This is a genomic window from Streptomyces sp. PT12 (assembly GCF_003311645.1).
In the GTDB taxonomy this organism is placed as follows: domain Bacteria; phylum Actinomycetota; class Actinomycetes; order Streptomycetales; family Streptomycetaceae; genus Streptomyces.
Window position 1 is genome coordinate 11,965 of the sequence record NZ_QEST01000023.1, and the last position, 21,455, is coordinate 33,419.

Annotated in this window: 21 protein-coding genes; 10 read left to right on the top strand and 11 right to left on the bottom strand. The window is 71.7% G+C overall.

All coding sequences use genetic code 11. The features are described from left to right. Positions 1–10: 10 nt before the first annotated feature. From DEH69_RS02620 to DEH69_RS02630, 3 genes are all read right to left on the bottom strand, one after another. Positions 11–232 (bottom strand): YbdD/YjiX family protein, encoded by a 222-nt coding sequence (locus DEH69_RS02620; protein WP_113685231.1) that lies wholly within the window; start codon positions 230–232, stop codon positions 11–13. After that, on the bottom strand, positions 229–2,460 hold the full coding sequence (locus DEH69_RS02625) for a carbon starvation CstA family protein (RefSeq protein ID WP_113685232.1): 2,232 nt from the start codon (positions 2,458–2,460) through the stop codon (positions 229–231). The genes DEH69_RS02620 and DEH69_RS02625 overlap by 4 nt, the downstream gene beginning before the upstream one ends. Before the next feature lie 116 nt (positions 2,461–2,576). After that, positions 2,577–3,395 carry a GntR family transcriptional regulator gene (locus tag DEH69_RS02630; RefSeq protein WP_181727230.1) on the bottom strand — a complete coding sequence of 273 codons (819 nt, stop codon included), beginning with the start codon at positions 3,393–3,395 and terminating at the stop codon, positions 2,577–2,579. 273 nt (positions 3,396–3,668) lie between these two features. Between DEH69_RS02630 and DEH69_RS02635 the strand changes: the two genes are divergently transcribed. The 6 genes from DEH69_RS02635 (at position 3,669) to DEH69_RS02660 (ending at position 11,232) form a co-directional block, all read left to right on the top strand. Continuing rightward, positions 3,669–4,931 (top strand): extracellular solute-binding protein, encoded by a 1,263-nt coding sequence (locus tag DEH69_RS02635; RefSeq protein WP_113685233.1) that lies wholly within the window; start codon positions 3,669–3,671, stop codon positions 4,929–4,931. Positions 4,932–4,997: 66 nt separating this feature from the next. After that, positions 4,998–5,972 (top strand): carbohydrate ABC transporter permease, encoded by a 975-nt coding sequence (locus tag DEH69_RS02640; RefSeq protein WP_113685234.1) that lies wholly within the window; start codon positions 4,998–5,000, stop codon positions 5,970–5,972. Further along, positions 5,969–6,790: a carbohydrate ABC transporter permease gene (locus DEH69_RS02645; RefSeq protein WP_181727221.1), complete on the top strand. Its 822-nt coding sequence runs from the start codon at positions 5,969–5,971 to the stop codon at positions 6,788–6,790. The genes DEH69_RS02640 and DEH69_RS02645 overlap by 4 nt, the downstream gene beginning before the upstream one ends. A gap of 8 nt (positions 6,791–6,798) precedes the next feature. Continuing rightward, a complete protein-coding gene (locus tag DEH69_RS02650) occupies positions 6,799–8,349 on the top strand; it encodes a glycoside hydrolase family 3 protein (RefSeq protein WP_113685235.1) in 1,551 nt (516 codons plus the stop codon). A gap of 35 nt (positions 8,350–8,384) precedes the next feature. Beyond that, a complete protein-coding gene (locus tag DEH69_RS02655) occupies positions 8,385–9,446 on the top strand; it encodes an SIS domain-containing protein (protein WP_113685236.1) in 1,062 nt (353 codons plus the stop codon). Positions 9,447–9,741: 295 nt separating this feature from the next. Continuing rightward, positions 9,742–11,232: a sensor histidine kinase gene (locus tag DEH69_RS02660; protein WP_113685237.1), complete on the top strand. Its 1,491-nt coding sequence runs from the start codon at positions 9,742–9,744 to the stop codon at positions 11,230–11,232. A gap of 215 nt (positions 11,233–11,447) precedes the next feature. Here DEH69_RS02660 and DEH69_RS02665 read toward each other — a convergent pair whose 3' ends face one another. Beyond that, positions 11,448–11,705 (bottom strand): WhiB family transcriptional regulator, encoded by a 258-nt coding sequence (locus DEH69_RS02665; protein ID WP_062206726.1) that lies wholly within the window; start codon positions 11,703–11,705, stop codon positions 11,448–11,450. Positions 11,706–12,032: 327 nt separating this feature from the next. Then, positions 12,033–13,001, bottom strand: coding sequence for a diacylglycerol kinase family protein (locus DEH69_RS02670; protein WP_113685238.1), 969 nt, complete (start codon positions 12,999–13,001; stop codon positions 12,033–12,035). 63 nt (positions 13,002–13,064) lie between these two features. Between DEH69_RS02670 and DEH69_RS02675 the strand changes: the two genes are divergently transcribed. Next, positions 13,065–13,508: a hypothetical protein gene (locus tag DEH69_RS02675; RefSeq protein WP_113685239.1), complete on the top strand. Its 444-nt coding sequence runs from the start codon at positions 13,065–13,067 to the stop codon at positions 13,506–13,508. Between the two features lie 52 nt (positions 13,509–13,560). Here the strand turns inward: DEH69_RS02675 and DEH69_RS02680 are convergent, their stop codons facing one another. From DEH69_RS02680 to DEH69_RS02690, 3 genes are all read right to left on the bottom strand, one after another. After that, complete coding sequence (locus DEH69_RS02680; RefSeq protein ID WP_258534383.1) at positions 13,561–14,466, bottom strand: RNA polymerase sigma factor SigF; 906 nt, start codon at positions 14,464–14,466, stop codon at positions 13,561–13,563. Beyond that, positions 14,463–14,876: an anti-sigma regulatory factor gene (locus DEH69_RS02685; RefSeq protein WP_113685353.1), complete on the bottom strand. Its 414-nt coding sequence runs from the start codon at positions 14,874–14,876 to the stop codon at positions 14,463–14,465. The genes DEH69_RS02680 and DEH69_RS02685 overlap by 4 nt, the downstream gene beginning before the upstream one ends. Before the next feature lie 301 nt (positions 14,877–15,177). Continuing rightward, complete coding sequence (locus DEH69_RS02690; protein ID WP_258534384.1) at positions 15,178–15,630, bottom strand: NUDIX domain-containing protein; 453 nt, start codon at positions 15,628–15,630, stop codon at positions 15,178–15,180. 560 nt (positions 15,631–16,190) lie between these two features. Here DEH69_RS02690 and DEH69_RS02695 point away from each other — a divergent pair. Beyond that, positions 16,191–17,408 carry a hypothetical protein gene (locus DEH69_RS02695; protein WP_113685241.1) on the top strand — a complete coding sequence of 406 codons (1,218 nt, stop codon included), beginning with the start codon at positions 16,191–16,193 and terminating at the stop codon, positions 17,406–17,408. On the opposite strand, the gene sodN is transcribed toward DEH69_RS02695, so the two are convergent. Continuing rightward, positions 17,369–17,764: a superoxide dismutase, Ni gene (gene sodN, locus DEH69_RS02700; protein ID WP_113685242.1), complete on the bottom strand. Its 396-nt coding sequence runs from the start codon at positions 17,762–17,764 to the stop codon at positions 17,369–17,371. The two genes, DEH69_RS02695 and sodN, sit on opposite strands and share 40 nt — an antisense overlap. 173 nt (positions 17,765–17,937) lie before the next feature. Between sodN and sodX the strand changes: the two genes are divergently transcribed. After that, a complete protein-coding gene (gene sodX, locus DEH69_RS02705) occupies positions 17,938–18,339 on the top strand; it encodes a nickel-type superoxide dismutase maturation protease (RefSeq protein WP_113685243.1) in 402 nt (133 codons plus the stop codon). On the opposite strand, the gene DEH69_RS02710 is transcribed toward sodX, so the two are convergent. Further along, on the bottom strand, positions 18,252–18,872 hold the full coding sequence (locus tag DEH69_RS02710; RefSeq protein ID WP_113685244.1) for an ABATE domain-containing protein: 621 nt from the start codon (positions 18,870–18,872) through the stop codon (positions 18,252–18,254). The two genes, sodX and DEH69_RS02710, sit on opposite strands and share 88 nt — an antisense overlap. 102 nt (positions 18,873–18,974) lie before the next feature. Between DEH69_RS02710 and DEH69_RS02715 the strand changes: the two genes are divergently transcribed. Continuing rightward, entirely contained in the window at positions 18,975–19,733 is a 759-nt protein-coding gene (locus DEH69_RS02715; protein WP_113685245.1) for a trans-aconitate 2-methyltransferase, read from the top strand. A 91-nt stretch (positions 19,734–19,824) separates the two neighbouring features. On the opposite strand, the gene DEH69_RS02720 is transcribed toward DEH69_RS02715, so the two are convergent. Further along, positions 19,825–21,021, bottom strand: a complete 1,197-nt coding sequence (locus DEH69_RS02720; RefSeq protein WP_113685246.1) for an NADP-dependent malic enzyme — start codon at positions 21,019–21,021, stop codon at positions 19,825–19,827. Between the last annotated feature and the right edge of the window lie 434 nt (positions 21,022–21,455).

The window sequence follows — 21,455 nt, forward strand, 5'->3', positions numbered from 1 at the left end:
CGGGAGAACGTCAGCAGCAGCCCTTGAACGACGCTCCGAGCCCGTCGGAAGGGGCGGCGTAACGGCGGTCGGTGCGCCGCCGTTCGAACTCCCCGCGCGCGAGCACGGGCGCGCCGGGGTCCGTCCGCCTGGTGTGCTCGACATACCGGTCGTAGGCGTTCTCGCCGGTGAGTTCGGTCACATACCAGCGCAGCCAGGCGAACGCCCGGCGCGGGGCGGCGGTCGGGCTCATCGCTCGGACACCTCCCTGCGCTCGCCCGTGGACTGCTCGGGGATGCCGCCGCCGGGGCCGAGGCCCGCCGAGACCAGCTCGGCGCGTTCCTCCTTGGTGGCGATCAGCCCCGATGGCGCGATGATCCGGGACGTCACGTGCGGCGTCTCGCGCAGCGTCACCGAGCCGGGGTCGCGCACCGCCTTCACGCACACCCGCAGGGCGTCGGCGAAGACGATCAGGACGAGCAGCGCCAGCGCGGCCGAGAGCACCGCGTCGAGCGTCGCGGTGTTGACGATGGTGCGCATGTCGTCCATGTTCTGGGCGCCCGCGAGGAGTTCGCCGTTGTCGATGCCCTCCTGGTACTGGTCGCGGCGGGCCAGGAAGCCGACGGCGGGGTCGCCGGAGAAGACCTTCTGCCAGCTGGCGGTCAGGGTGACCACCGAGACCCATGTCAGCGGCAGCAGCGTCACCCACACGTACTTCAGGCGCCCGGACTTCACCAGCAGCACGGTGCAGATCGCCAGGGCGACGGCGCCGAGCAGCTGGTTGGAGATGCCGAAGATGGGATAGAGGGTGTTGATGCCGCCGAGCGGGTCGTTGACGCCGACCCACAGCAGATAGCCCCACAGCGCCACGACGATGCCGCTGATCAGCAGGATGCCGGGCCACCACGTGTTGTCGCGCAGCTTGCCCAGCCTGGGGTGGATGCTGGCCAGCGCGTCCTGGAGCACGAAACGGCCCACGCGCGTGCCCGCGTCGATCGCCGTCAGGATGAACAGCGCCTCAAACATGATCGCGAAGTGGTACCAGAAGCTCATCATCGTGTCGCCGCCGATGATCTCGGCGAGCACGACGGCCACCCCGAGCGCCAGCGTCGGCGCGCCACCGGTGCGCGAGAGGAGCGACTCCTCCTCGACCGCCTCGGCGGCCGACGCGAGTTGATCGGGTGTGACCGTGAAGCCCCACGAGGTGATCGTGTCGGAGGCGGCCTGGACCGTGTCGCCGATCACGGCGGGCGGCGCGTTCATCGCGAAGTAGATGCCGGGGTCGAGCACGCACGCGGCGGTGATGGCCATCACGGCGACCGAGGACTCCATCAGCATGGCGCCGTAGCCGATCGTGCGGACCTGGGTCTCCTTCTGGATCATCTTGGGCGTGGTGCCCGAGGAGATCAGCGAGTGGAAGCCCGAGAGGGCGCCGCAGGCGATCGTGATGAAGACGAACGGGAAGAGCGACCCGGCGAACACGGGCCCGTCGCCGTTGGACGCGAAGTCGGTCACGGCCTCCATCTGGAGGTTCGGCAGGGTCACCACGATCGCGACGGCGAGCAGCGCGATGGTGCCGATCTTCATAAACGTCGACAGATAGTCGCGCGGCACCAGCAGCAGCCACACCGGCATGACCGAGGCGGCGAAGCCGTAGAGCACCAGCGCGATGACGAGCGTGCGCGGGTCGAGCGTGAACGCGTCCGCGAGCCCCGAGTTGGCCACCCAGCGCCCCGAGACGATGGCGAGCAGCAGGAGCGCGACGCCGATCAGGGTGACCTCGGCGATCTTGCCGGGCCGCAGATAGCGCAGATAGATGCCCATGAACAGGGCGATCGGGATGGTCATGCCGACCGAGAAGGCGCCCCACGGCGACTCGGCGAGCGCGTTGACCACCACGAGCGCGAGCACCGCCAGGATGATGATCATGATCGAGAAGATCGCGATGACCGCGGCGACGCCGCCCACGGGGCCGATCTCCTCGCGCGCGATCTGGCCCAGGCTCTTGCCGTCCCTGCGGGTCGAGAAGAACAGTACGACCATGTCCTGCACGGCGCCCGCGAAGATCACGCCGACGATGATCCAGATGGTGCCCGGCAGATAGCCCATCTGCGCCGCGAGCACGGGGCCGACGAGCGGGCCCGCCCCCGAGATCCCGGCGAAGTGGTGGCCGAGCAGCACCCTGCGGTCGGTCGGGTGGTAGTCGTGGCCGTCCCCCATCCGCTCCGCGGGCGTGGCGCGGGTGGGGTCGGCCTTGAGCACCCGGTTCTGGATGAACCTGGCGTAGAACCGGTAGCCGATCGCGTACGAGCCGAGCGCCGCCGCCACCATCCACGCGGCCGAGACCTCCTCGCCGCGGGAGAGCGCGAGCACCGACCAGCCGACGGCTCCGACCACGGCGACGAGGGACCAGATCACGATCGATCGTGGTCGCAGGTGACGAGCGTTTCCTGTGGGGCGTGCCCGAGGTGGGGAATGCACGGTGGTCCTCCCGCCGGTCCTCTCTGACTGACCTGCCGGAATCTAGGCCAGGACAGCCTCGTTGACCATGGGGCGGACGCGCTCCTGCCGCTCTTCTGTGCGGGCTTCCGCGCGGACTACCGCGATCCGCCGGGTCCTGGGCGCTCCAGATTGGCGACGAACTTGTACCGATCGCCCCGGTAGACCGAGCGCACCCACTCCACCGGCTCGCCCTGGGTGTCGCGCGAGTGCCGCGAGAGCATCAGCATCGGCAGCCCCACGTCCGTGCCGAGCAGCCCGGCCTCGCGGGGGTTGGCGAGCGACGTCTCGATCGTCTCCTCGGCGCGCGCCAGATGGACGTCGTAGACCTCGGCGAGCGCCGTGTACAGGGACGCGTACCGCACCAGGCTGCGGCGCAGCGCGGGGAAGCGCTCCTGGGACAGGTGCGTGGTCTCGATGGCCATCGGCTCGCCGCTGGCCAGGCGCAGCCGCTCGATGCGCAGCACCCGGCCGCCCGCGGGCAGGTCGAGCAGCCCGCTGAGCCGCTCATCGGCGGTGATGTACCCGATCTCCAGCAGCTGGGACGTGGGTTCGAGGCCCTGGGCACGCATGTCCTCGGTGTACGAGGTCAGCTGGAGCGCCTGCGAGACCTTGGGCTTGGCGACGAACGTGCCCTTGCCCTGGATCCGTTCGAGGCGGCCCTCGACCACCAGCTCCGAGAGCGCCTGACGGACCGTTGTGCGAGAGGTGTCGAACTCGCTGGCGAGGGAACGCTCCGGGGGTACGGGGGTGCCGGGCGGCAGCGTCTCGGTCATCTGCTGGAGATGCCGCTTGAGGCGGTAGTACTTCGGCACCCGCGCCGTGCGTGTCCGGTCGGCGCCGTCGGGCCCCGGGCCGGTCGGGGCCGCTGCCGCCGGTCCGCCGGCGCTCGCGGTGCTCCCCCCGTCCCTCGCCATGACCCGCCCCTCCGACTGGTTCTGTTCTGCCGTCACCGGCTCCTCCGAGACATCGCAGCTCACATCGTGACACGGGCCCGTCAGGGACGATGCCCACGAGCAGATGTCGGTCCTGTAACGGACCGGGCCCGCAGCTCGTGGGCCCTTGACACCCGCCCTGGTCTAGTCCAGGCTCCCGTGCAACTGGTCTACACCTCTTGCATACACCACTAACGTAACGGCCGTTACCGGGCCACATCGTGATGGGGTCCGGCCCTTTTGGAGGAGGGTGACGTGAAGCGCAAGCTGATCGCTGCCGTCGGCGCGGCGGCCCTGACGGCCACGATGGCCGCCTGCGGCTCCGACGACAGCAGCGACGGGGGCGGCGGCAGCGCCGACTCCATCACCGTATGGTTGATGAGCGGCTCGGCACCAGATCCCTGGGTTGAGGAGCTCAACGCCGCTTTCGAGGAAGAGCACGGCGTCGAGGTCAATGTCGAGATCCAGCAGTGGGAGGGCATCCAGGACCGCCTGACCACGGCCCTGTCCGAGGACGGCACGGTCGATGTCCTGGAGCTGGGGAACACCCAGGCCGTCGGATACGCCAACACCGGCGGCCTCGCCGACCTCAGCGAGCTGTCCGACGAGCCCTGGACCGAGAGCATGCTCGAGTCGGCCGTGGTCGACGACACGTTGTACTCGATCCCGTGGTACGGCGCGAACCGAGTCGTCGTCTACGACCGGAGCATCTGGGCCGAGGCCGGGGCCGAGGTCCCGACCACGCGGGAGGAGTGGATCGAGGCCCTTGAGCTGATCGACGAGAACACCGAGGCCGAGCCCATCTACCTGCCGGGCCAGACCTACTACGTCATGGGCGGCTTCGTCGCGGACGAGGGCGGCGCGTTCGCCGCGCAGAACGGCGACGAGTGGGAGGGCACCCTCAACACCCCCGAGGTCGAGGCGGGCCTCGGCTTCTACGGTGAGCTCCAGGAGTTCTCCGACGCCCCGACCGACATCGACGAGGGCGAGCCGCAGCAGTCGACGGACGTCGTGCCGAACGGCGACGTGGCGAGCTGGATCGGCCTGCCCTGGGAGGTCGTCAACGCCACGACCGCCATCGAGGAGGCGGGCGGCGAGGCCGACTGGGGCTTCTTCCCCGTGCCGGGCAAGACCGCCGACGAGCTCGGCCATGTCTTCCTCGGCGGCTCGAACCTCGCCGTCGCCGAGCGCGCGGGCGACCAGGAGCTGGCCCGCGCCTGGCTCGCGATGGCCACGTCGCAGGAGTGGTCGCAGAGGTTCAACGACGCCATGGAGGGCACCGTCGTGCCCAACCGCTCCGACGTGACCGCCGAGCCGGCCGCCGACACCTTCGCCGAGGCCATGGTCGCCTCAGCGGACGTCGGCTTCCTCCCGCCGCTCACCCCCGGATGGGCCAACGTCGAGGTCGAGCCCAACCCGATCAAGGACCTGATGACCAAGGTCCTCAACGGCGAGGACTTCAGCTCGGTGGCCGAAGAGGCCGATACAGAGATGACCACCCGCCTCAACCGCGAATAGCCCGCGCAATCGGGGTGCCGCCGGTCACCGGCGGCACCCCTTCTCCGCCTGTGAGGGACGACACGCATGACCGTGCACATCGAGGACGCACCGCCCGATCTTTCCGGCGCCACGTCCAAGGGCCCGCCCAAGCGGCGGACCGGCCGCAGGCTCCCCACCGGCTGGGTGCCGTACCTGCTGATCCTGCCGTCGATCGCCGCCCTGGTCGCCGTGCTCGGCTGGGCCCTCCTCCAGAATCTGATCATCTCCTTCCAGGAGTTCGGCCGCCGTCAGCTGATCTCAAGAACCACCGAGTGGACCGGGCTCGACAACTACCGGACCATCCTGGAGGACCAGCGGTTCTGGGACTCGGTCGTCCGCACGTTCTTCTTCATGGCGTCCAACGTCGTGCTGATCATGGCGCTCGGCACCCTGATCGGCCTCCTGCTCTACGCCCTGGGCAAGAGGATGCGGCTGCTCCTCTCGATCAGCCTCGTCGCGGCCTGGGCCATGCCGGTCACCGCGTCGACCACCGTCTTCCGCTGGCTGTTCGACCAGCAGCTCGGCGTCGTCAACTGGGCGCTGAGCAGCGTCGGCTTCTCCTCCTACGAGGAGCACAACTGGTTCGGCAGCGGCACCTCCACGCTGGCCATTGTGACGATCCTCATCGTCTGGGCCTCGGTGCCCTTCGTGGCGCTCAACCTCTACGCGGGCCTGACCACCGTCAGCGGTGAGATCTTCGAGGCCGCGCGCATGGACGGCGCGTCCAACTGGCGGATCTTCTGGTCCATCCTCGCGCCGATTATGAGGCCGTTCTTCATGATCACGACCTTCTTGGAGATCATCTGGGTCTTCAAGGCGTTCACCCAGATCTACGCGCTGAACGCCGGCGGGCCCAACCGCGAGTCCGAGACGCTGCCGGTCATGGCCTATGTCGAGGGCATGAGCCAGAGCCAGTACGGAAGCGCCGCCGCGATCTCCGTGCTGACCCTCGTGATCCTCCTGGTCGCCATGTCGTTCTACTTCCGGCTGATCTTCAAGCAGGAGAGGGAGCAACTGTGAGGAACGCCAGGAAGCTCTGGCTCAACGGCACGGCGGTCATCCTGTCGGCGCTGTTCCTTTTCCCCGTGTACTGGATGTTCTCGACGTCCTTCAAGAGCAGCACCGAGGTGCTGAGCGAGGACCCCGTCTTCCTGTTCACCCCGACGTTCGACCACTACGAGACGGCCACCGCCGTCGAGCTCTTCTGGACGTATGTCGGCAACAGCTTCGTCGTGACCATCGGCGCCGTCCTGCTCGCCCTCCTGGTCGCGCTCGCCGCGAGCTACGCCATCGCCCGCATGAACTTCCGCGGGCGGCGCGGCATGGTGCTGGCCGTGATGATGGCCCAGATGGCGCCCTGGGAAATCCTGATCATCGTGGTGTACCTCAACGCCCGCGACCTGGAGATGCTCAACAGCCTGCTCACCCTGACGCTCATCTACTTCGTCATGGCCCTGCCCTTCAGCATCTGGACCCTGCGCGGCTTCATCGCCGCGGTGCCCAAGGAGCTCGAGGAGTCCGCCATGATCGACGGCTGCAACCGCGCCCAGGCGTTCTTCCGCGTCATCTTCCCGCTGCTCGCCCCCGGCCTGATGGCCACGTCGCTGTTCGGCTTCATCAGCGCCTGGAACGAGTACGCCATGGTCCTCGTGCTCAACAAGGACCCCGAGGCGGCCACCCTTCCCCTGTGGCTCACCCAGTTCCAGACGAACTTCGGCAACGACTGGGGGGCCACCATGGCGGCCTCCTCCATGTTCACCGTCCCTGTGCTGATCGTCTTCGTCCTCCTCCAGCGTCGGGTCACCGGCGGCCTCGCCGCGGGTGCCGTGAAGGGATAGCGCTCCGCATGACGACCGCCGTACGCGACTCGGACACCGTGACCAGGGACGCCCTCGCCGTCCTCCAGCCGACCTTCGACGGAACGACCTCCCTCCCCGCGTGGCTGCCGCGCCAGCTGGAGAACGGCATGACCGGCGTCGGCCTCTTCGGCCGCAACGTCGTCTCGCCCGAGCAGCTGGCCGGGCTCACCGGGCGGCTGCGCGCCGCCAAGCCCGATGTGCTGATCGCCATCGACGAGGAGGGCGGCGACGTCACCCGCCTCGAGGTGCACGGCGGCTCGTCCTTCCCCGGGAACCACGCCCTGGGCAGCGTCGACGACCCCGAACTGACCCGCGACGTCGCCGCCGCCCTCGGCCGCCGCCTGGCCGCCTGCGGCATCAACCTCAACTGGGCGCCATCCGCCGACATCAACACCGATCCCGACAACCCCGTCATCGGCGTCCGCTCCTTCGGCGACGACCCCGCGCTGGTCGCCCGCCACACCGTCGCCTATGTCGAGGGCCTTCAGAGCGCGGGCGTCGCCGCCTGCGTCAAGCACTTCCCCGGGCACGGCAACACCAACGTGGACTCCCACCACGCCCTGCCCCGCATCGACATCGACCTCGCGACCCTCCACGAGCGCGAACTCGTGCCGTTCAAGGCGGCGATAGCGGCGGGCACCCGCTGCGTGATGAGCGCGCACATCCTCCTTCCCGCGCTCGACGGCGAGCGCCCCGGCACCCTGAGCCCCGCCGTCCTCACGGGGCTGCTGCGCGCCCCCGCCGCCGACGGCGGCCTCGGCTACCAGGGCCTGATCTTCACCGACGCCATCGAGATGCGCGCCGTCGCCGACACCTACGGCCTCGACCACGGCTGCGTCCTGGCCATCGCCGCGGGCGCCGACGCCCTCTGCATCGGCGGCACCCCGTCCGACGAGGACGAGGTCCTCCGGCTGCGCGACGCCCTCGTGAACGCCGTCCACACGGGCGAGCTCCCCGAGGAGCGCCTGCACGACGCGGCCGAGCGCGTCAGGGCCCTGGCCCGCTGGGCCGCCGAGTCGGCCGACCCCGGCGCGGCCTCCGCGGCCGACGGGCCGATCGGCCTCGCGGCGGCCCGCCGCGCCCTGGTGGTCAGCACCCCGCCAGGCGCCCCCGCGCACCGGCCGCTCACCTCTCCCGCCTATGTCGCCTCCTTCCCCCCCGTCGCCAACATCGCCGTGGGCAACCAGACCCCCTGGGGCGTGGCCGCCGAGCTGGAGCGGCTGCTGCCCGGCACCGAGGGCGGCAGCCACACCCGGGCCGACGCGGACCGCGCGGGCCCCGAAGGACTGGCCGCCGAGGTGCTCGCCGCCGCCGGGGACCGCCCGGTGGTCGCCGTGGTCCGCGACGTCCACCGCCACCCCTGGATGGCCCAGACCCTGGACGCGCTGCTCGCCGCCCGCCCCACCACCGTCGTGGTGGAGATGGGCGTCCCGCACGCCCCGCCCTCGGGCGCCACGCACATCGCGACCCATGGCGCCGCCCGTGTCTGCGGCCTGGCCGCCGCCGAGGTCATCGCGGGCGCCGCCCCCACCGACTGACCGAGCCACGCGACACCCCAGGGAGGGACCCCTCGATGTCCGCCACGTCCTCCGTGCGGCCCGGCCATGTGATGTCAGGAGAGATGGCCGAGCAGCCCGCGGTGCTGCGCCGCCTCCTGGACGAGGGCGCGGCCCCGATCCGCGCCGTCGCCGAGCGGATCGCCGCCCGGCAGCCCCGCTTCGTCCTGCTGACGGGCCGCGGCACCTCGGACAACGCCGCGCTGTACGCCAAGTACCTGCTGGAGATTCAGCTGGGCAAGCCGTGCGGCCTCACCTCCATGTCCACCACCACCGCCTACGAGGCCAAGCCCGACCTGACGGACTGCCTGGTCATCGCCGTCAGCCAGTCGGGCGGCTCGCCCGACCTGGTGGCCTCCACCACCACCGCGCGCGAGGCAGGGGCGACCACGCTCGCCGTCACCAACAACCCCGACTCGCCGCTGGCGCTGGCCAGTGAGTTCCACGTCGACGTGCTCGCCGGGCCCGAGAAGGCGCTGCCCGCCACCAAGACCTACACCGCCGAACTCCTCGCGCTCTACCTCTTCGTGGAGGGCCTGCGCGGCGGGGACGGGGCAGGCGCGGCCCACCGGCTCCCCGCGCTGGCCGAGGGGATCCTGGCCCGCCAGGAGGAGATCCGCCAGCTGGCGGCCCGGTACCGCTTCGCCGAGCGCATGGTCCTCACCTCACGCGGCTACGGCTATCCCACGGCCAAGGAGGCCGCCCTCAAGCTGATGGAGACCAGCTACATCCCCGCCCTCTCCTACTCGGGAGCCGACCTGCTGCACGGACCGCTTGCGATGGTCGACAACGTCTCCCCCGTGATCGCGATCGTCACCGAAGGGCGCGGTGGCAGGGCCCTCCAGCCGGTGCTCGACCGCCTGCGCGACCGGGGCGCCGACCTCGTGGTCTTCGGCCCGAAGTCCCAGGTCGACGCGGCCTCTGCGGGATTCGTCCTGCCCACCGACGGCGTGCCGGAGGAGCTTCAGCCGATCCTGGAGATCATCCCGCTCCAGCTGCTCGCCTACGAGGTGACCCTCGCCAGGGGCCAGGACCCCGACGCTCCCCGCGCGCTCGCCAAGGTCACCGAGACGCGCTGACCGAGGGACGCGGGCGTTGCCTGACCGAGGGGCGCGGGCGTTACCCACGGGCCGCGGCGCCGGGGAGGGACCCTCAACCCTCTCGGCACCGCAGCCCGGAGCACTGCGGGCCACCGGCGCCGTCAGGGCAGAGAGCGCCGCCGGCCGCGCTCCACCCGCCCGTCTCCGGGCGGGCAGAAGTCCGCGGGCCACCCATTCTCACCCCCGCCCCGCCCGCCTGTCCATGCTCGGGCGTGCGGGGAGCGGGCCCGGGGCCCTGTCGGAGGGCGCCGGTAAGCTCGCACGTGTGCCCTCCATGAACGATCTCGTGCGCCTGCACACCAGCCTCGGGGAACGCGACCTCGAGTGGCTGCACCTGCTCGTCTCCGAGTGGCAGCTTCTCTCCGACCTCTCGTTCGCCGACCTCGTCCTCTGGCTGCCCACGAGCGACGGCACGCGCTATGTCTCGGTCGCCCAGATGCGGCCCAACACCGGCCCCACGTCGTACCAGGACGACATGGTCGGCCACCTCGTCCCGCGCGGCCGCCGCCCCCTCCTCGACGTCGCCCTCGACGAGGGCCGCATCGTCCGCGAGGGCGACCCCGAGTGGCGCGAGGAGGTGCCCGTGCGCGTCGAGTCCATCCCGGTGCGCCGCGAGGGCCGCGTGCTCGGCGTCATCGCGCGCAACACCAACCTCCTGACCGTGCGCACCCCCAGCCGCCTCGAGCTGACCTATCTCCAGAGCGCGTCCGACCTGGCGCAGATGATCGCGGGCGGCGCGTTCCCCTTCCCCGGGCAGCAGGGCGGCATGGACCGCGCGCCGCGCGTCGGCGACGGCTTCATCCGCCTGGACGCCGACGGCGTCGTGCAGTACGCCAGCCCCAACGCCCTGTCCGCGTACCACAGGTTGGGCCTGGCCGCCGATCTGGTGGGCCTGCCGCTTGGCCCGCTCACCGCCGAGCTCGCCCCGACGCGCGGCCCGGTCGACGAGTCGCTGGTCAAGCTGGCCAGCGGCTGGGCGCCGCGGGAGGCCGAGATCGAGGGCACCGACTGCGTCATCCAGCTGCGCGCGATCCCGCTCAAGCCCAAGGGGCGGCGCATCGGTTCGCTCATGCTGCTCCGCGACGTGACCGAGCTGCGGCGCAGGGAGCGGGAGTTGATGACGAAGGACGCCACCATCCGGGAGATCCACCACCGGGTGAAGAACAACCTCCAGACGGTCGCCGCCCTGCTGCGCCTCCAGTCCCGCCGCATCGGCGCGACCGGCGACAGCAGCGCGCGGGCCGCGCTCGACGAGGCGGTGCGCCGCGTCGGCTCGATCGCCATCGTCCACGAGACCCTTTCCCAGAACCTGGACGAGCGCGTCGAGTTCGACGAGATCGCCGACCGCGTCATCGCCATGGTCACCGAGCTGGCCCCCGACGGCAGGGTCACGGGGCGCCGCGTCGGCAGGTTCGGCATCCTGGACGCCGAGACCGCGACGCCGCTCTCCATGGTGCTCACCGAGATCCTTCAGAACGCCCTCGAGCACGCCTTCCCCACCGGCGAGCGCGGCTCCATCGAGGTGGGCGCGGGCCGCGCGGGGGGCGCCAGGGCGGAGGAGACCCTGCTGGTCACCGTGCAGGACGACGGGCGCGGCCTGCCGCCCGGGTTCGACCCACACGCCGACGGCAGCCTGGGCCTCCAGATCGTGCGCACGCTTGTGGAGGGCGAGTTGGGGGGGCGTTTCGACATGGTCACGAGGGAGGAGGGCGGCACCCGCGTGGTGCTCGACGTGCCGCTCGCCCGGCACGCGCAGAAGCGCTGAGCGGTCAACGCGCCCCCCGGGGACGCCCAGTCGCCCCCCGCCGCGGTCGCCCCCGCGCGGGAGGCCGCGCACGCAAGAGCCCCGGTCCGCGATGACGTGTCGCGGGACCGGGGCTCGACGCTTTCGCGGTGGCACCGTGGGTGCTGCGCGTTGCTGCGGCTCGGGGGCAGCGGGGGCGGCGTCTTACGGGCGGGCGGGGGTGCTCCCTGAAGGGGTCAGGCAGTGGCCTTCCGCGCGCGGTTGCGGGCGGCGCGGCGCTTCATGGCACGACGCTCGTCCTCGCTCATCCCGCCCCAGACGCCGGAGTCCTGGCCGGACTCGAGAGCCCACTGCAAGCACTGCTCCATGACGGGGCAGCGGCGGCAGACGGCCTTGGCTTCCTCGATTTGCAGCAGCGCAGGACCGGTGTTGCCGATGGGGAAGAAGAGCTCGGGGTCTTCCTCGCGGCAAACGGCGCTGTGACGCCAGTCCATGTCTGCTCCATCTCCTGCACGATTGCTTGTGAATGTGAACGCTTTCACGAATCCTCCGACAAGTCGAGCCTGGAACACCTCCCCCGCCGGAGCGGGGAGGGTCCGTACTGCGAGCCCGCAGGGGAAGATGGAGGATTCGGGCTCTCAAGGGGGCCGAGGTCTCAGCCGTCCCGATCGCCATGAAGAGACTCGCAAACCTCGGCTGCGGATACAACCCCTTCCGGGAAGTTTTTTTTGAATCCTTGGTGTCGCCTTGCTCACAGCCCTACTTCCGTCGGGTGGAGCCTGCGCTAAACGTTCGACTACAAGGACTTTCCGGGGTTCCGCTCACACAATCACACGCAGTGCACGCCGTACGCCTGTGAAGGTCACACTCGTACGCAGTCCGAGGTGGTCACCATCAAGCTGAAACGGCAGTGGCACCTGCGATTGCAAGGTGAAGTCCGACACATCGTGCAGGGTCACCACACCCTTGCCACGGAGTCCGCGCTCCGGGGAGGAACGCAGCAGTTGAGCGGCGTAACGGGGCATCGCGGCGGAGGACAGGCGCGTGATCCCCACCAGGTCGAGCGCGGTGTCGAACGACGCCCTGGGCGCCGCGTACATCGGCCGGTTCCCGAGGAACGTCCAGGGCGCGGTGTTGCACACCATCGAGAGCGCGAGCCCTTCGATTGGCGAATGCCCGGGCCGCAGCAGGGAGATGGCGCCGTCCGTGCGCCGCGGGTCGCCCACGAACTGCCGCAGCGCCTGGCGCACGTACAGCGCGTGCGTCGACCGCTTGCCGCGCTCCCGCTCGGACTCCACGCGGCCCACCACCCCGGCGTCGAAGCCCAGCCCCGCGCAGAACGTGAACCACCGCCGCGGCACCACCGCGTCGGGCGTCCCCGGCGTCCCCGCGGCCACGCCGAGGCCCACCGCTCGCTCGGAGCCCGCGTGCAGCGCGTCGAGCAGCGCGCCCGTGGCCTCCACCGCGTCGTTGGGCAGGCCGAGGGCGCGGGCGAACACGTTGGTCGAGCCGCCGGGCACCACCGCGAGGCGCGGCAGGTCACCCGTGTCGGGGCCTTCGGCGAGCAGCCCGTTGACCACCTCGTTGACCGTGCCGTCGCCGCCGAGCGCGATCACCAGGTCCACGCCGCCCCGCTCGGCCGCGTCCCTGGCCAGCTCCCGCGCGTGCCCGCGGGACTCGGTCGCCGCGACCTCGAGCTTGAGGTCGCTCGCGAGCGCGTGGGTGAGCACCTCACGGGTCCGCGCGCTCGTGGTGGTGGCGACGGGGTTGACCACGAGAAGTGCGCGCATGAGAGGCAGGGTACCGAGCCCGGTGCGCCCGAGGCGGCGCTGGAGGCCCGCTACCCTGGCCGCGTGAGCGAGAACACCACCGAGGAGCCGGGCGCCCCCGCCGGCGAGCGCCCGCGCGCGGTGACCGTGGCGGCGGTGCTGTGCGGCGTTCAGGGGGCCGTTGCGGCCGCGTTCGGCGGCGTGATGCTGCTGCTCGCGGTGGCCGGGGACCCGGGGGACAGGACGCAGGCGCTGACCGGCGCGGTGACCGTACTGGTGCTGGCCGCGCTGCCGTTGGCGGCGGGGCACGGGCTGTGGCGGCTGCGTCGCTGGAGCCGCGCGCCCGGCGTTGTGGTGCAGCTGTTCTCGCTGCCGATCGCGTTCACGCTGGTGGGCAGCGGCGGGCTGTGGCCGCTGGCCGGGGCGGGGCTCGCCCTCTCGGCGGTGGCCGCCCTGGGGTGCCTGGTGAACCCGAAGGCGACCAGGGCGCTCGGCGTCGGCCCGCGCCCCGCGGGTCCGACGGCCTGAAGGCCCCCGGGCGGCCCGGCCGCGCGCCCAACTCCCCGCCGGGCGCGGGGCGTCACTCCTCGACGAGCAGCTTCTCGCGCAGCTGCGCCAGTGTGCGGGCCAGCAGCCGGGAGACATGCATCTGGGAGATGCCGACCTCCTGCGCGATCTGGGACTGGGTCATGTTCCCGAAGAAGCGGAGCAGCAGGATCTTCTTCTCCCGCGGCGGCAGCTCCTCGAGCAGCGGTTTGAGCGACTCGCGGTACTCGACGCCCTCAAGGGCGTCGTCCTCCGCGCCGAGGGTGTCCGCGACGGCGGGCGACTCGTCGTCCGTGTCGGGCACGTCGAGGGAGAGCGTGCTGTACGCGTTCGCCGACTCGAGGCCCTCGAGCACGTCCTCCTCGGAGATGCTCAGCCGCTGGGCCAGCTCGGAAACGGTGGGCGCGCGGCCGTGCTGCTGGGACAGCTCGGCGGTGGCCTGGCTCAGCGAGAGCCGCAGCTCCTGGAGGCGGCGCGGCACGCGCACCGCCCAGCCCTTGTCCCTGAAGTGCCGCTTGATCTCGCCAACCACGGTCGGCGTGGCATAGGTGGAGAACTCGACGCCGCGCTCGGGGTCGAAGCGGTCCACCGACTTGATCAGCCCGATCGTGGCGACCTGGGTGAGGTCGTCGAGCGGCTCGCCTCGGTTCCTGAAGCGGCGGGCCAGGTGCTCCACGAGCGGCAGGTGCATCCTCACCAGGCTGTTGCGCAGCTCGGCGCGCTCGGGCGAGCCGTCGGGCAACGTCCGCAGCTCGACGAAGAGATCGCGCGCCGCGCCCCGGTCGTGCGGGCCCGAGCCCGAACGCCGTGGCACGGGGTTCAGCACCTCGGGCTGTCCGGGAATGGCCGTCCCCGACGGCTCGCGGCTGGCTGTCGCCGCCTGTTCCGCATCGTTCACCTCGGCCCCCTCGTCCGGCGGCGGCCCCTGTGCGCCGGTCACGGCGCTCCGGGGGCGGCGCCGCGCTTCTTGTGCAGGCTGATGCTGACCGTCTTGTCCTCTCCGACGGCCGATTCGACCTCGCCCGCGAGCGCGGTGAGCACGGTCCAGGCGAAGGTGTCCCGCTCGGGCGCGTGGCCCTCCGTGGTAGGCGCCGAGACCGTGACCCGCAGGGCGTCGCCGACCAGCGTGAAGACGCACTCCAGCACGCTGCCTGGGATGGCCTGCTGGAGCAGGATCGCGCACGCCTCGTCGACCGCGATGCGCAGGTCCTCGATCTCGTCGAGGGTGAAGTCCAGCCGGGCGGCGAGTCCGGCCGTGGCCGTACGCAGCACGGAAAGATAGGCACCCGCGGCCGGCAGCCGGACTTCCACGAAGTCCTGCGATCCGGGCTCACCTGGGATGGGGGACACCCTCACCTCCACAGAGACTCACACTGATTGAGCGCTCCCGGGCACCGCCGAGGTGTCCTGGTCGCCCTGCGACGCTACCGCGATGCACGGCACGCTGTCGCCTGGCCCGGGATCCGATGAGCCGGGGCGACACACTCGACGGTATTACTCATCGTAATGCATCCGGTGCGTACTGTGGCTGCGGAAAAGCGTCAATTCCTGGATTTCTTCGTGGCGTTGCCGAGGAGCCCCGCCATGATCGCCGATGGTACTGCCCTCGCGTGGCGCCGCGGACCCGGGCCGCCGGGGGGATCGCCGGGGGTCAGGGCCAGCCGCGCAGGGTGAGGCCCACCTCGCCCGTGAGGCAGCGGTGGATGACGCGCTCGTCGCCGAACACCAGGTCGTCGGGCAGCGCGTCCGTGGCGAACCAGCGCGCCTCGGAGTGCTTGTGCGGCTCGGCGTTGAGCAGCGCGCCGCGCCAGCGGTGCGTGCGGAAGACGACCGTGAGGAAGCCGTGGTCCGCGGAGACGCCCGCCGCCCCGTGCAGCACGTGGACGAGCCCGAGGTCGGCCGGGTCGACCAGCAGGCCCGTCTCCTCCTCGAGCTCGCGCACGGCGGTGGCGGTGATCGGCTCGCCCGGGGCGCACTTGCCCACCGGCAGGTCCCACAGGTCGCGGCCGAAGGAGGCGCCGGGCGCGCGGCGCAGGAGAACGACGCGGTCGGTGTCCAGATCGTGCACCAGGACGGCGGCGACCAGCTGTGTCATCGATTCCATAAAAAATCCCGCCGCATCGTGTGCGACGAGCTGAATTCCTCGCTAGGGTGGACCCTTTGGAATGGCATGCTCTCAACTGCCAAGCCATTCCCGCAATTTATATTCTAGACCCCGAGGAGTTGTGTGTCAACCGGCGGCGCATTTCCCGAACAGGCCCATGTGACCCGGCTCTACGACCGCCTGGACGAGCTGCGCTCCCAGGCCAGGACCAGGCTCGACACCGTGCTCGCGACCACAGGGCTCGGCCATCAGGGCCTGGCGGAAAGGGATGTGAGGGCCGCCGAGCTCGCCCGCCGCGCGGCCCTTCTTGATTCCGTGGAGAACGGCCTGTGTTTCGGCCGCCTCGACATGCTGGAGCCCGGCCAGGGACCAGGCGCGGAAAGCGCGCGCTGGATCGGTCGCACCGGAATCCTCGACGGGGATTTCGAGCCGCTGCTCATCGACTGGCGCGCCCGCGATGGCAGGGGTGATCGCCGCCGCGGTGCGCGAGCGGCAGCGGGTGCCCCAAGGGCCTCATCCCGCCGAGCACGACGGCGAGCCGTTCCCCCCTTGACCCCGACGTGCTGGCCCGCGCCCGCGCGCTGGCCAGGGAAACCGGGCTCCCGCACGACCAGGCGCGTTCCGTCTTCCGCGCGCGGGCGCTCGAAGGGCTCGCCGGGCGCGCGGCGGCGCGGTTCGGCGCCGATGTGCTGGAGGGCGGCAGCCCGTTGACGGATCAGGACCTGGCCACCATCCGCGACGAGCTGGCCGCCGAGCCCACCGTGCTGGCCGCGCTCGAAGACCTCTGGCCCGCCCTCACCCCGCAGCGGCTGCTCGCCGACCTGTGGTTGTCGCCGGAACGCCTGGCCGCCGCCGCCCCCGGGCTGACCGACGAGGAGCGGGCCCTGCTGCTGCGGCCCCGCGGCCATCGGGGCTGGGCGGCCGCTGACATCCCGCTGCTCGACGAGGCGGCCGAGCTGCTCGGCGTGGACGAGGACGTGCGGCGCGGCGCCGACGAGGCGGCCGCGGCCGAGCGCGCCGAGGGGCTGGCCCTGGCGCAGGAGGCGCTGGACATCGCGTATGGCTCGCGCACGTCCGACGTCGACGCGGAGGACGAGGAGGCGGAGACGCTGGGCGCGTTCGACCTCGTGGACGCCGAGCGGCTGGCCGAGCGGCACGCCGCCGTGGACCACCGCACGCCCGTGGAGCGGGCCGCGGCCGACCGGGCATGGGCGTTCGGCCATGTCGTGGTGGACGAGGCGCAGGAGCTGTCGCCGATGGCCTGGCGCGTGCTGATGCGCCGCTGCCCGGCCCGCTCGATGACGGTCGTGGGCGATATCGCCCAAACGGGTGAGCGTGGGGGCGCGTCCTCGTGGGAACGCGTTCTCGCCCCGCACGTCGGGAGCCGCTGGACCACGGCCGAGCTGACCGTCAACTACCGCCTGCCCGCCGAGATCGCCGCCGTCGCCGAGGGCGTGCTGCGCCACATCGACCCGGGGCGGCGCGCGCCCCGCGCCGTCCGCGCCTCCTCCGTCGCGCCCTGGCACGCGGCCGTGGCGCCCGGGGAGTTGGCCGGGGCGGCGGCCAGGCTCGCCGGGGAGGAGCGCGCCCTGGCGCCAGGCGGCACGGTCGAGGAACAGGAGGGAAGAGGAGGGGAGGGAAGAGGAGGGGAGGGGAGGGGAGGGGAGGGGAGGGGAAAACGAACGACCGCACCCGGTGGCCGGGTGCGGTCGGTGGTCCGAAGGGGTGACGCCGGGGCTCAGCCCTTCTTGGTCTCCCAGAAGATCTTGTCGATCTGAGCGATGTAGTCAAGGGCCTTCTGGCCGGTCTCCGGGTCGGTGGAGCCCTTGGCGGCGCTGAGCGCCTTGAGGGTGTCGTTCACCAGCTGGTGCAGCTCGGGGTACTTCTCGAAGTGCGGGGGCTTGAAGTAGTCGCTCCAGAGCACCGAGACATGGTGCTTCGCAAGCTCGGCCCGCTCCTCCTTGATGACGATGGCGCGCGTGCGGTAGGCCGGGTCGTCGTTGGCCTGGTACTTCTCCTGGATGGCCTTCACCGACTCGGCCTCGATCCGGGCCTGGGCGGGGTCGTAGACACCGCAGGGCAGGTCGCAGTGCGCGCTGACCCTGACCGTGGGGGCAAACAGGCGGGAGAGCATGAGAGCCGTCCTTCCTCGTGATCGTCTTCTCCCGGGCGACATTACTCCGTGCAGGGCGCGTTTTCTCGGCGGACCCGGGCCGCGCGGCGGGACCTAGGCCAAAAGTCCAGTGCTTGACTGGGTCCGGTGGCGGACGATGGCCGTGAACGCGCGGGTGAACCCTGAGGAGAGCGATGAGGCTGGGGCTGGCCGAGGTCTACAACCCCTCGATGCTGCCCACGTTGCGCCCGGGGGACCGGCTGCTGCTGAGCTATGGCGCGCGGGTGCGCCCCGGGGACGTGGTGGTGCTGTGCCATCCGTTCCAGCACGACCTGCTGATCGTCAAGCGCGCGGTGGAACGGCGCGGCGGGGGCTGGTGGGTGGTGGGGGACAACCCTGAGGTGACCAACGACAGCCGCGAGTTCGGCGCGGTGCCCGACGATCTGGTGTGCGCGCGGGCGCTGTTGCGGCTGCGGTCGCCGCGCGCCGCGGCGCCGGGCGGGGGGGCTCAGGGCTCGGAGGGCTCCGCGCTGCGGCGGCTCGCGTCGTCGGTCCGGCCGCTGAGCGCGCGCTCGCGGCGCTTGCGGGCGCGGTAGGCGGCGACGTTGGCGCGGGTGGCGCAGCGGTCGGAGCAGTAGCGCTTGGAGCGGTTGGTCGATGTGTCGATATAGGCGTTCCGGCAGGGCGCGGCCTCGCAGATGCCGAGCCGGTCGACGCCGAGGTCGGTCAGCTGGAACGCCAGGCCCATGCACGCGATCGCGGCATACCCCGCGGTCGCGCTCGACGGGTGCTCGGCCAGGTGCAGGTGCCAGCGCGGGCGGCCCGCCTCGTCGAGGTGGTCGTGCCCCGAGATCTGCGGGCTCGCGGGGTATTCGAGCAGCAGGGCGTTGAGCAGGTCGACCGCCGCCACCTCGTCGCCTTCGGCGGCGGCGGTGAAGACGGCCCGCAGCCGCGACCTGACCCCGCGCAGCCGGGTCACATCGCCCTCCCCGGCCCGCCGCGCCGCGTGCTGTGCCTCACCGAACAGGCCGCGCACGGCGTCGACGGAGGTGAGGCTGTCGGTGCCGCGCAGCGGCTCCTCGGTGTTCACCAGGCGCACGGCGAAGTCGGAGTAATAGGTGAGTTCCAATTGTGTTCCTTACCGGAGCGGGCTATGGTCAGCAGCGTACTAGTAAGGGGTGTGCTTGGAGGACGCCTCTTACTCAACGGTGTGTCCCAGGGAGGAGCGGGCATGACGGACTGGCAGGGCTGGCAGGAGAGTTGGGACCGGCAGCAGGAGTGGTACATGCCGGACCGGGAGGACCGTTTCCGGGTCATGCTGGACGCCGTCGAGGCGTTCGTGGGCGACAAGCCGCGCGTGCTCGACCTGGCGTGCGGCACGGGCAGCATCACGCGGCGGCTGCTGCGCCGCTTCCCCGGGGCGCGCTCCACGGGCGTCGACCTCGACCCCGCGCTGCTCGCGATCGCGCGGGGCACGTTCGACGGCGATGAACGGGTCTCGTTCATCACGGCCGACCTGACCGCGCCCGACTGGGCCGACGCGCTGCCGCACGCCCCGTACGACGCCGTGCTCACCTCGACCGCGCTGCACTGGCTCGACGGGCGCGCGCTCGTGACGCTCTACGGGCAGCTCGCGGGCCTGGTGCGCCCCGGCGGCATCCTGCTCAACGCCGACCACATGCCCGATGACTCCACCCCGCGCATCACGGCGGCTGAGCGGGCGTTCACCACGGCGCGGCGGGAGCGTGAGCGGGCCGCTGGCGTGGCGGACTGGGCCGAGTGGTGGCGCTCGGTGGCCGCGTCGCCCGAGCTCGGGGAGCTGGCGCGCGAGCGGTTCCGCCTGATCGGCGATCCGACCGCGGGCGACCACAGCGAGGGCGAGGTGCACCCGGTGGGCTGGCACGCCGAGACGCTGCGCGCCGCGGGCTTCGCCGAGGCGCGCGCGGCGTGGGTGTCGCTGACGGACGCGGTGATCCTGGCGCTGCGCTGAGCCCGCGCCCGGCGCGCGCGGACACGACCCGCGCCGGGCGCGCGCGAACGGCCCGCGCTCCGCAGAGCGCGGGCCGCCGTCGCGCCCCGCGTCAGGCGCGGGCCACGCCCTCCGCGCGGGCCGCCGCCGAGACGGCCCTGGCCACCGCGGGCGCCACGCGCTCGTCGAACGGCGAAGGGATCACCGTCGATGGCGACAGCTCGTCCGCGACCACGGCCGCGAGCGCCTCGGCCGCCGCCAGCTTCATGCCCTCCGTGATCCGCGAGGCCCGCACGGCCAGCGCGCCCGCGAAGATGCCGGGGAACGCCAGCACGTTGTTGATCTGGTTCGGGTAGTCGCTGCGCCCCGTGGCCACGACCGACGCGTAACGGGCCGCCACCTCGGGGTGGATCTCAGGGTCGGGGTTGGCCATGGCGAAGACGAACGCGCCGGGCGCCATCTTCGCGACGGCCGACTCCGGCACCGTTCCTCCGCTGACGCCCACGAACACGTCGGCGCCGTCCAGCGCGTCGGCCAGCGAGCCGCGCAGCCCTTCGCGGTTGGTGAGCGAGGCCAGCTCCCGCTTGACGTCGGTCAGATCGGCCCGGTCGCCCGAGACGATCCCCTTGCGGTCGCACACGACGACGTCGCCGACGCCCGCGCCCAGCAGGATCTTGGCGATGGCGACCCCGGCCGCGCCCGCGCCCGAGATGGCCACCCGCAGGTCGGCGAGCGAACGGCCGCCCAGCAGCGCGGCGTTGCGCAGCGCTGCCAGCGTGACCACCGCGGTGCCGTGCTGGTCGTCGTGGAACACCGGGATGTCGAGGCGCTCCTGGAGCCTGCGCTCGATCTCGAAGCAGCGCGGCGCGGAGATGTCCTCCAGGTTCACTCCGCCGAAGGAGGGCGCGAGCCGCGCCACCGTCTCCACGATCGCGTCGGTGTCCCGGCAGTCGAGCGCGATCGGCACCGCGTCGACGCCGCCGAACTGCTTGAACAGGATCGCCTTGCCCTCCATCACGGGCAGGGACGCCTCGGGACCGATGTCCCCCAGGCCCAGGACGGCGCTGCCGTCCGTGACCACGGCGACCACCTGGGACTTCCAGGTGTACTCGTGCACCAGCTCGGGCTGTTCGGCGATCGCGCTGCACACGCGCGCGACGCCCGGCGTGTAGGCGAGGGACAGGTCGTCGCGGTTCCGCACGGGCACGGTGGCCTGGACGGCCATCTTGCCGCCCCGGTGCAGGGCGAACGCCGGATCGGGCCCCGCGTCCGCCAGGTCATTGCTCGGATTGACGATCTCCGATGCCACTGATTGAACCCCTTTGTCGCAATCTCGGGTTGAGGAATGGGACGCCCCCGGGTCGGAGGCGTGTGGGCACCACGTCCGCGCGGGTGGGCGGCGGACGCCGGACGCGTCGCACACGCGCCCTTGTCCCCGGGTGAGGGGTGTTCTCGGATCGTTCTACCTGATCGCGCGTTCCCGGGGCGCGCGCGTTCGGTAACCGGATCGTGAACGCGCCCCCGGGCGAGGACGGGAACGCGACCAGGAAGGACTACCCGGCCCAGCGTGGGACCAGGGAGCGTGAGGCATCTCTCACCGTTGCCCAAGAGGGCCTTTAGAACCCGGAAGATGTTCACTCCCGGGCACCGGTCACGGGTGTCCGTTATCCGATCTTGACGTACCGGGTAACCGGAGGTGCCGGTTCGAATGGCAGGATGCCCTGCATCGAAAATTGCACCCAC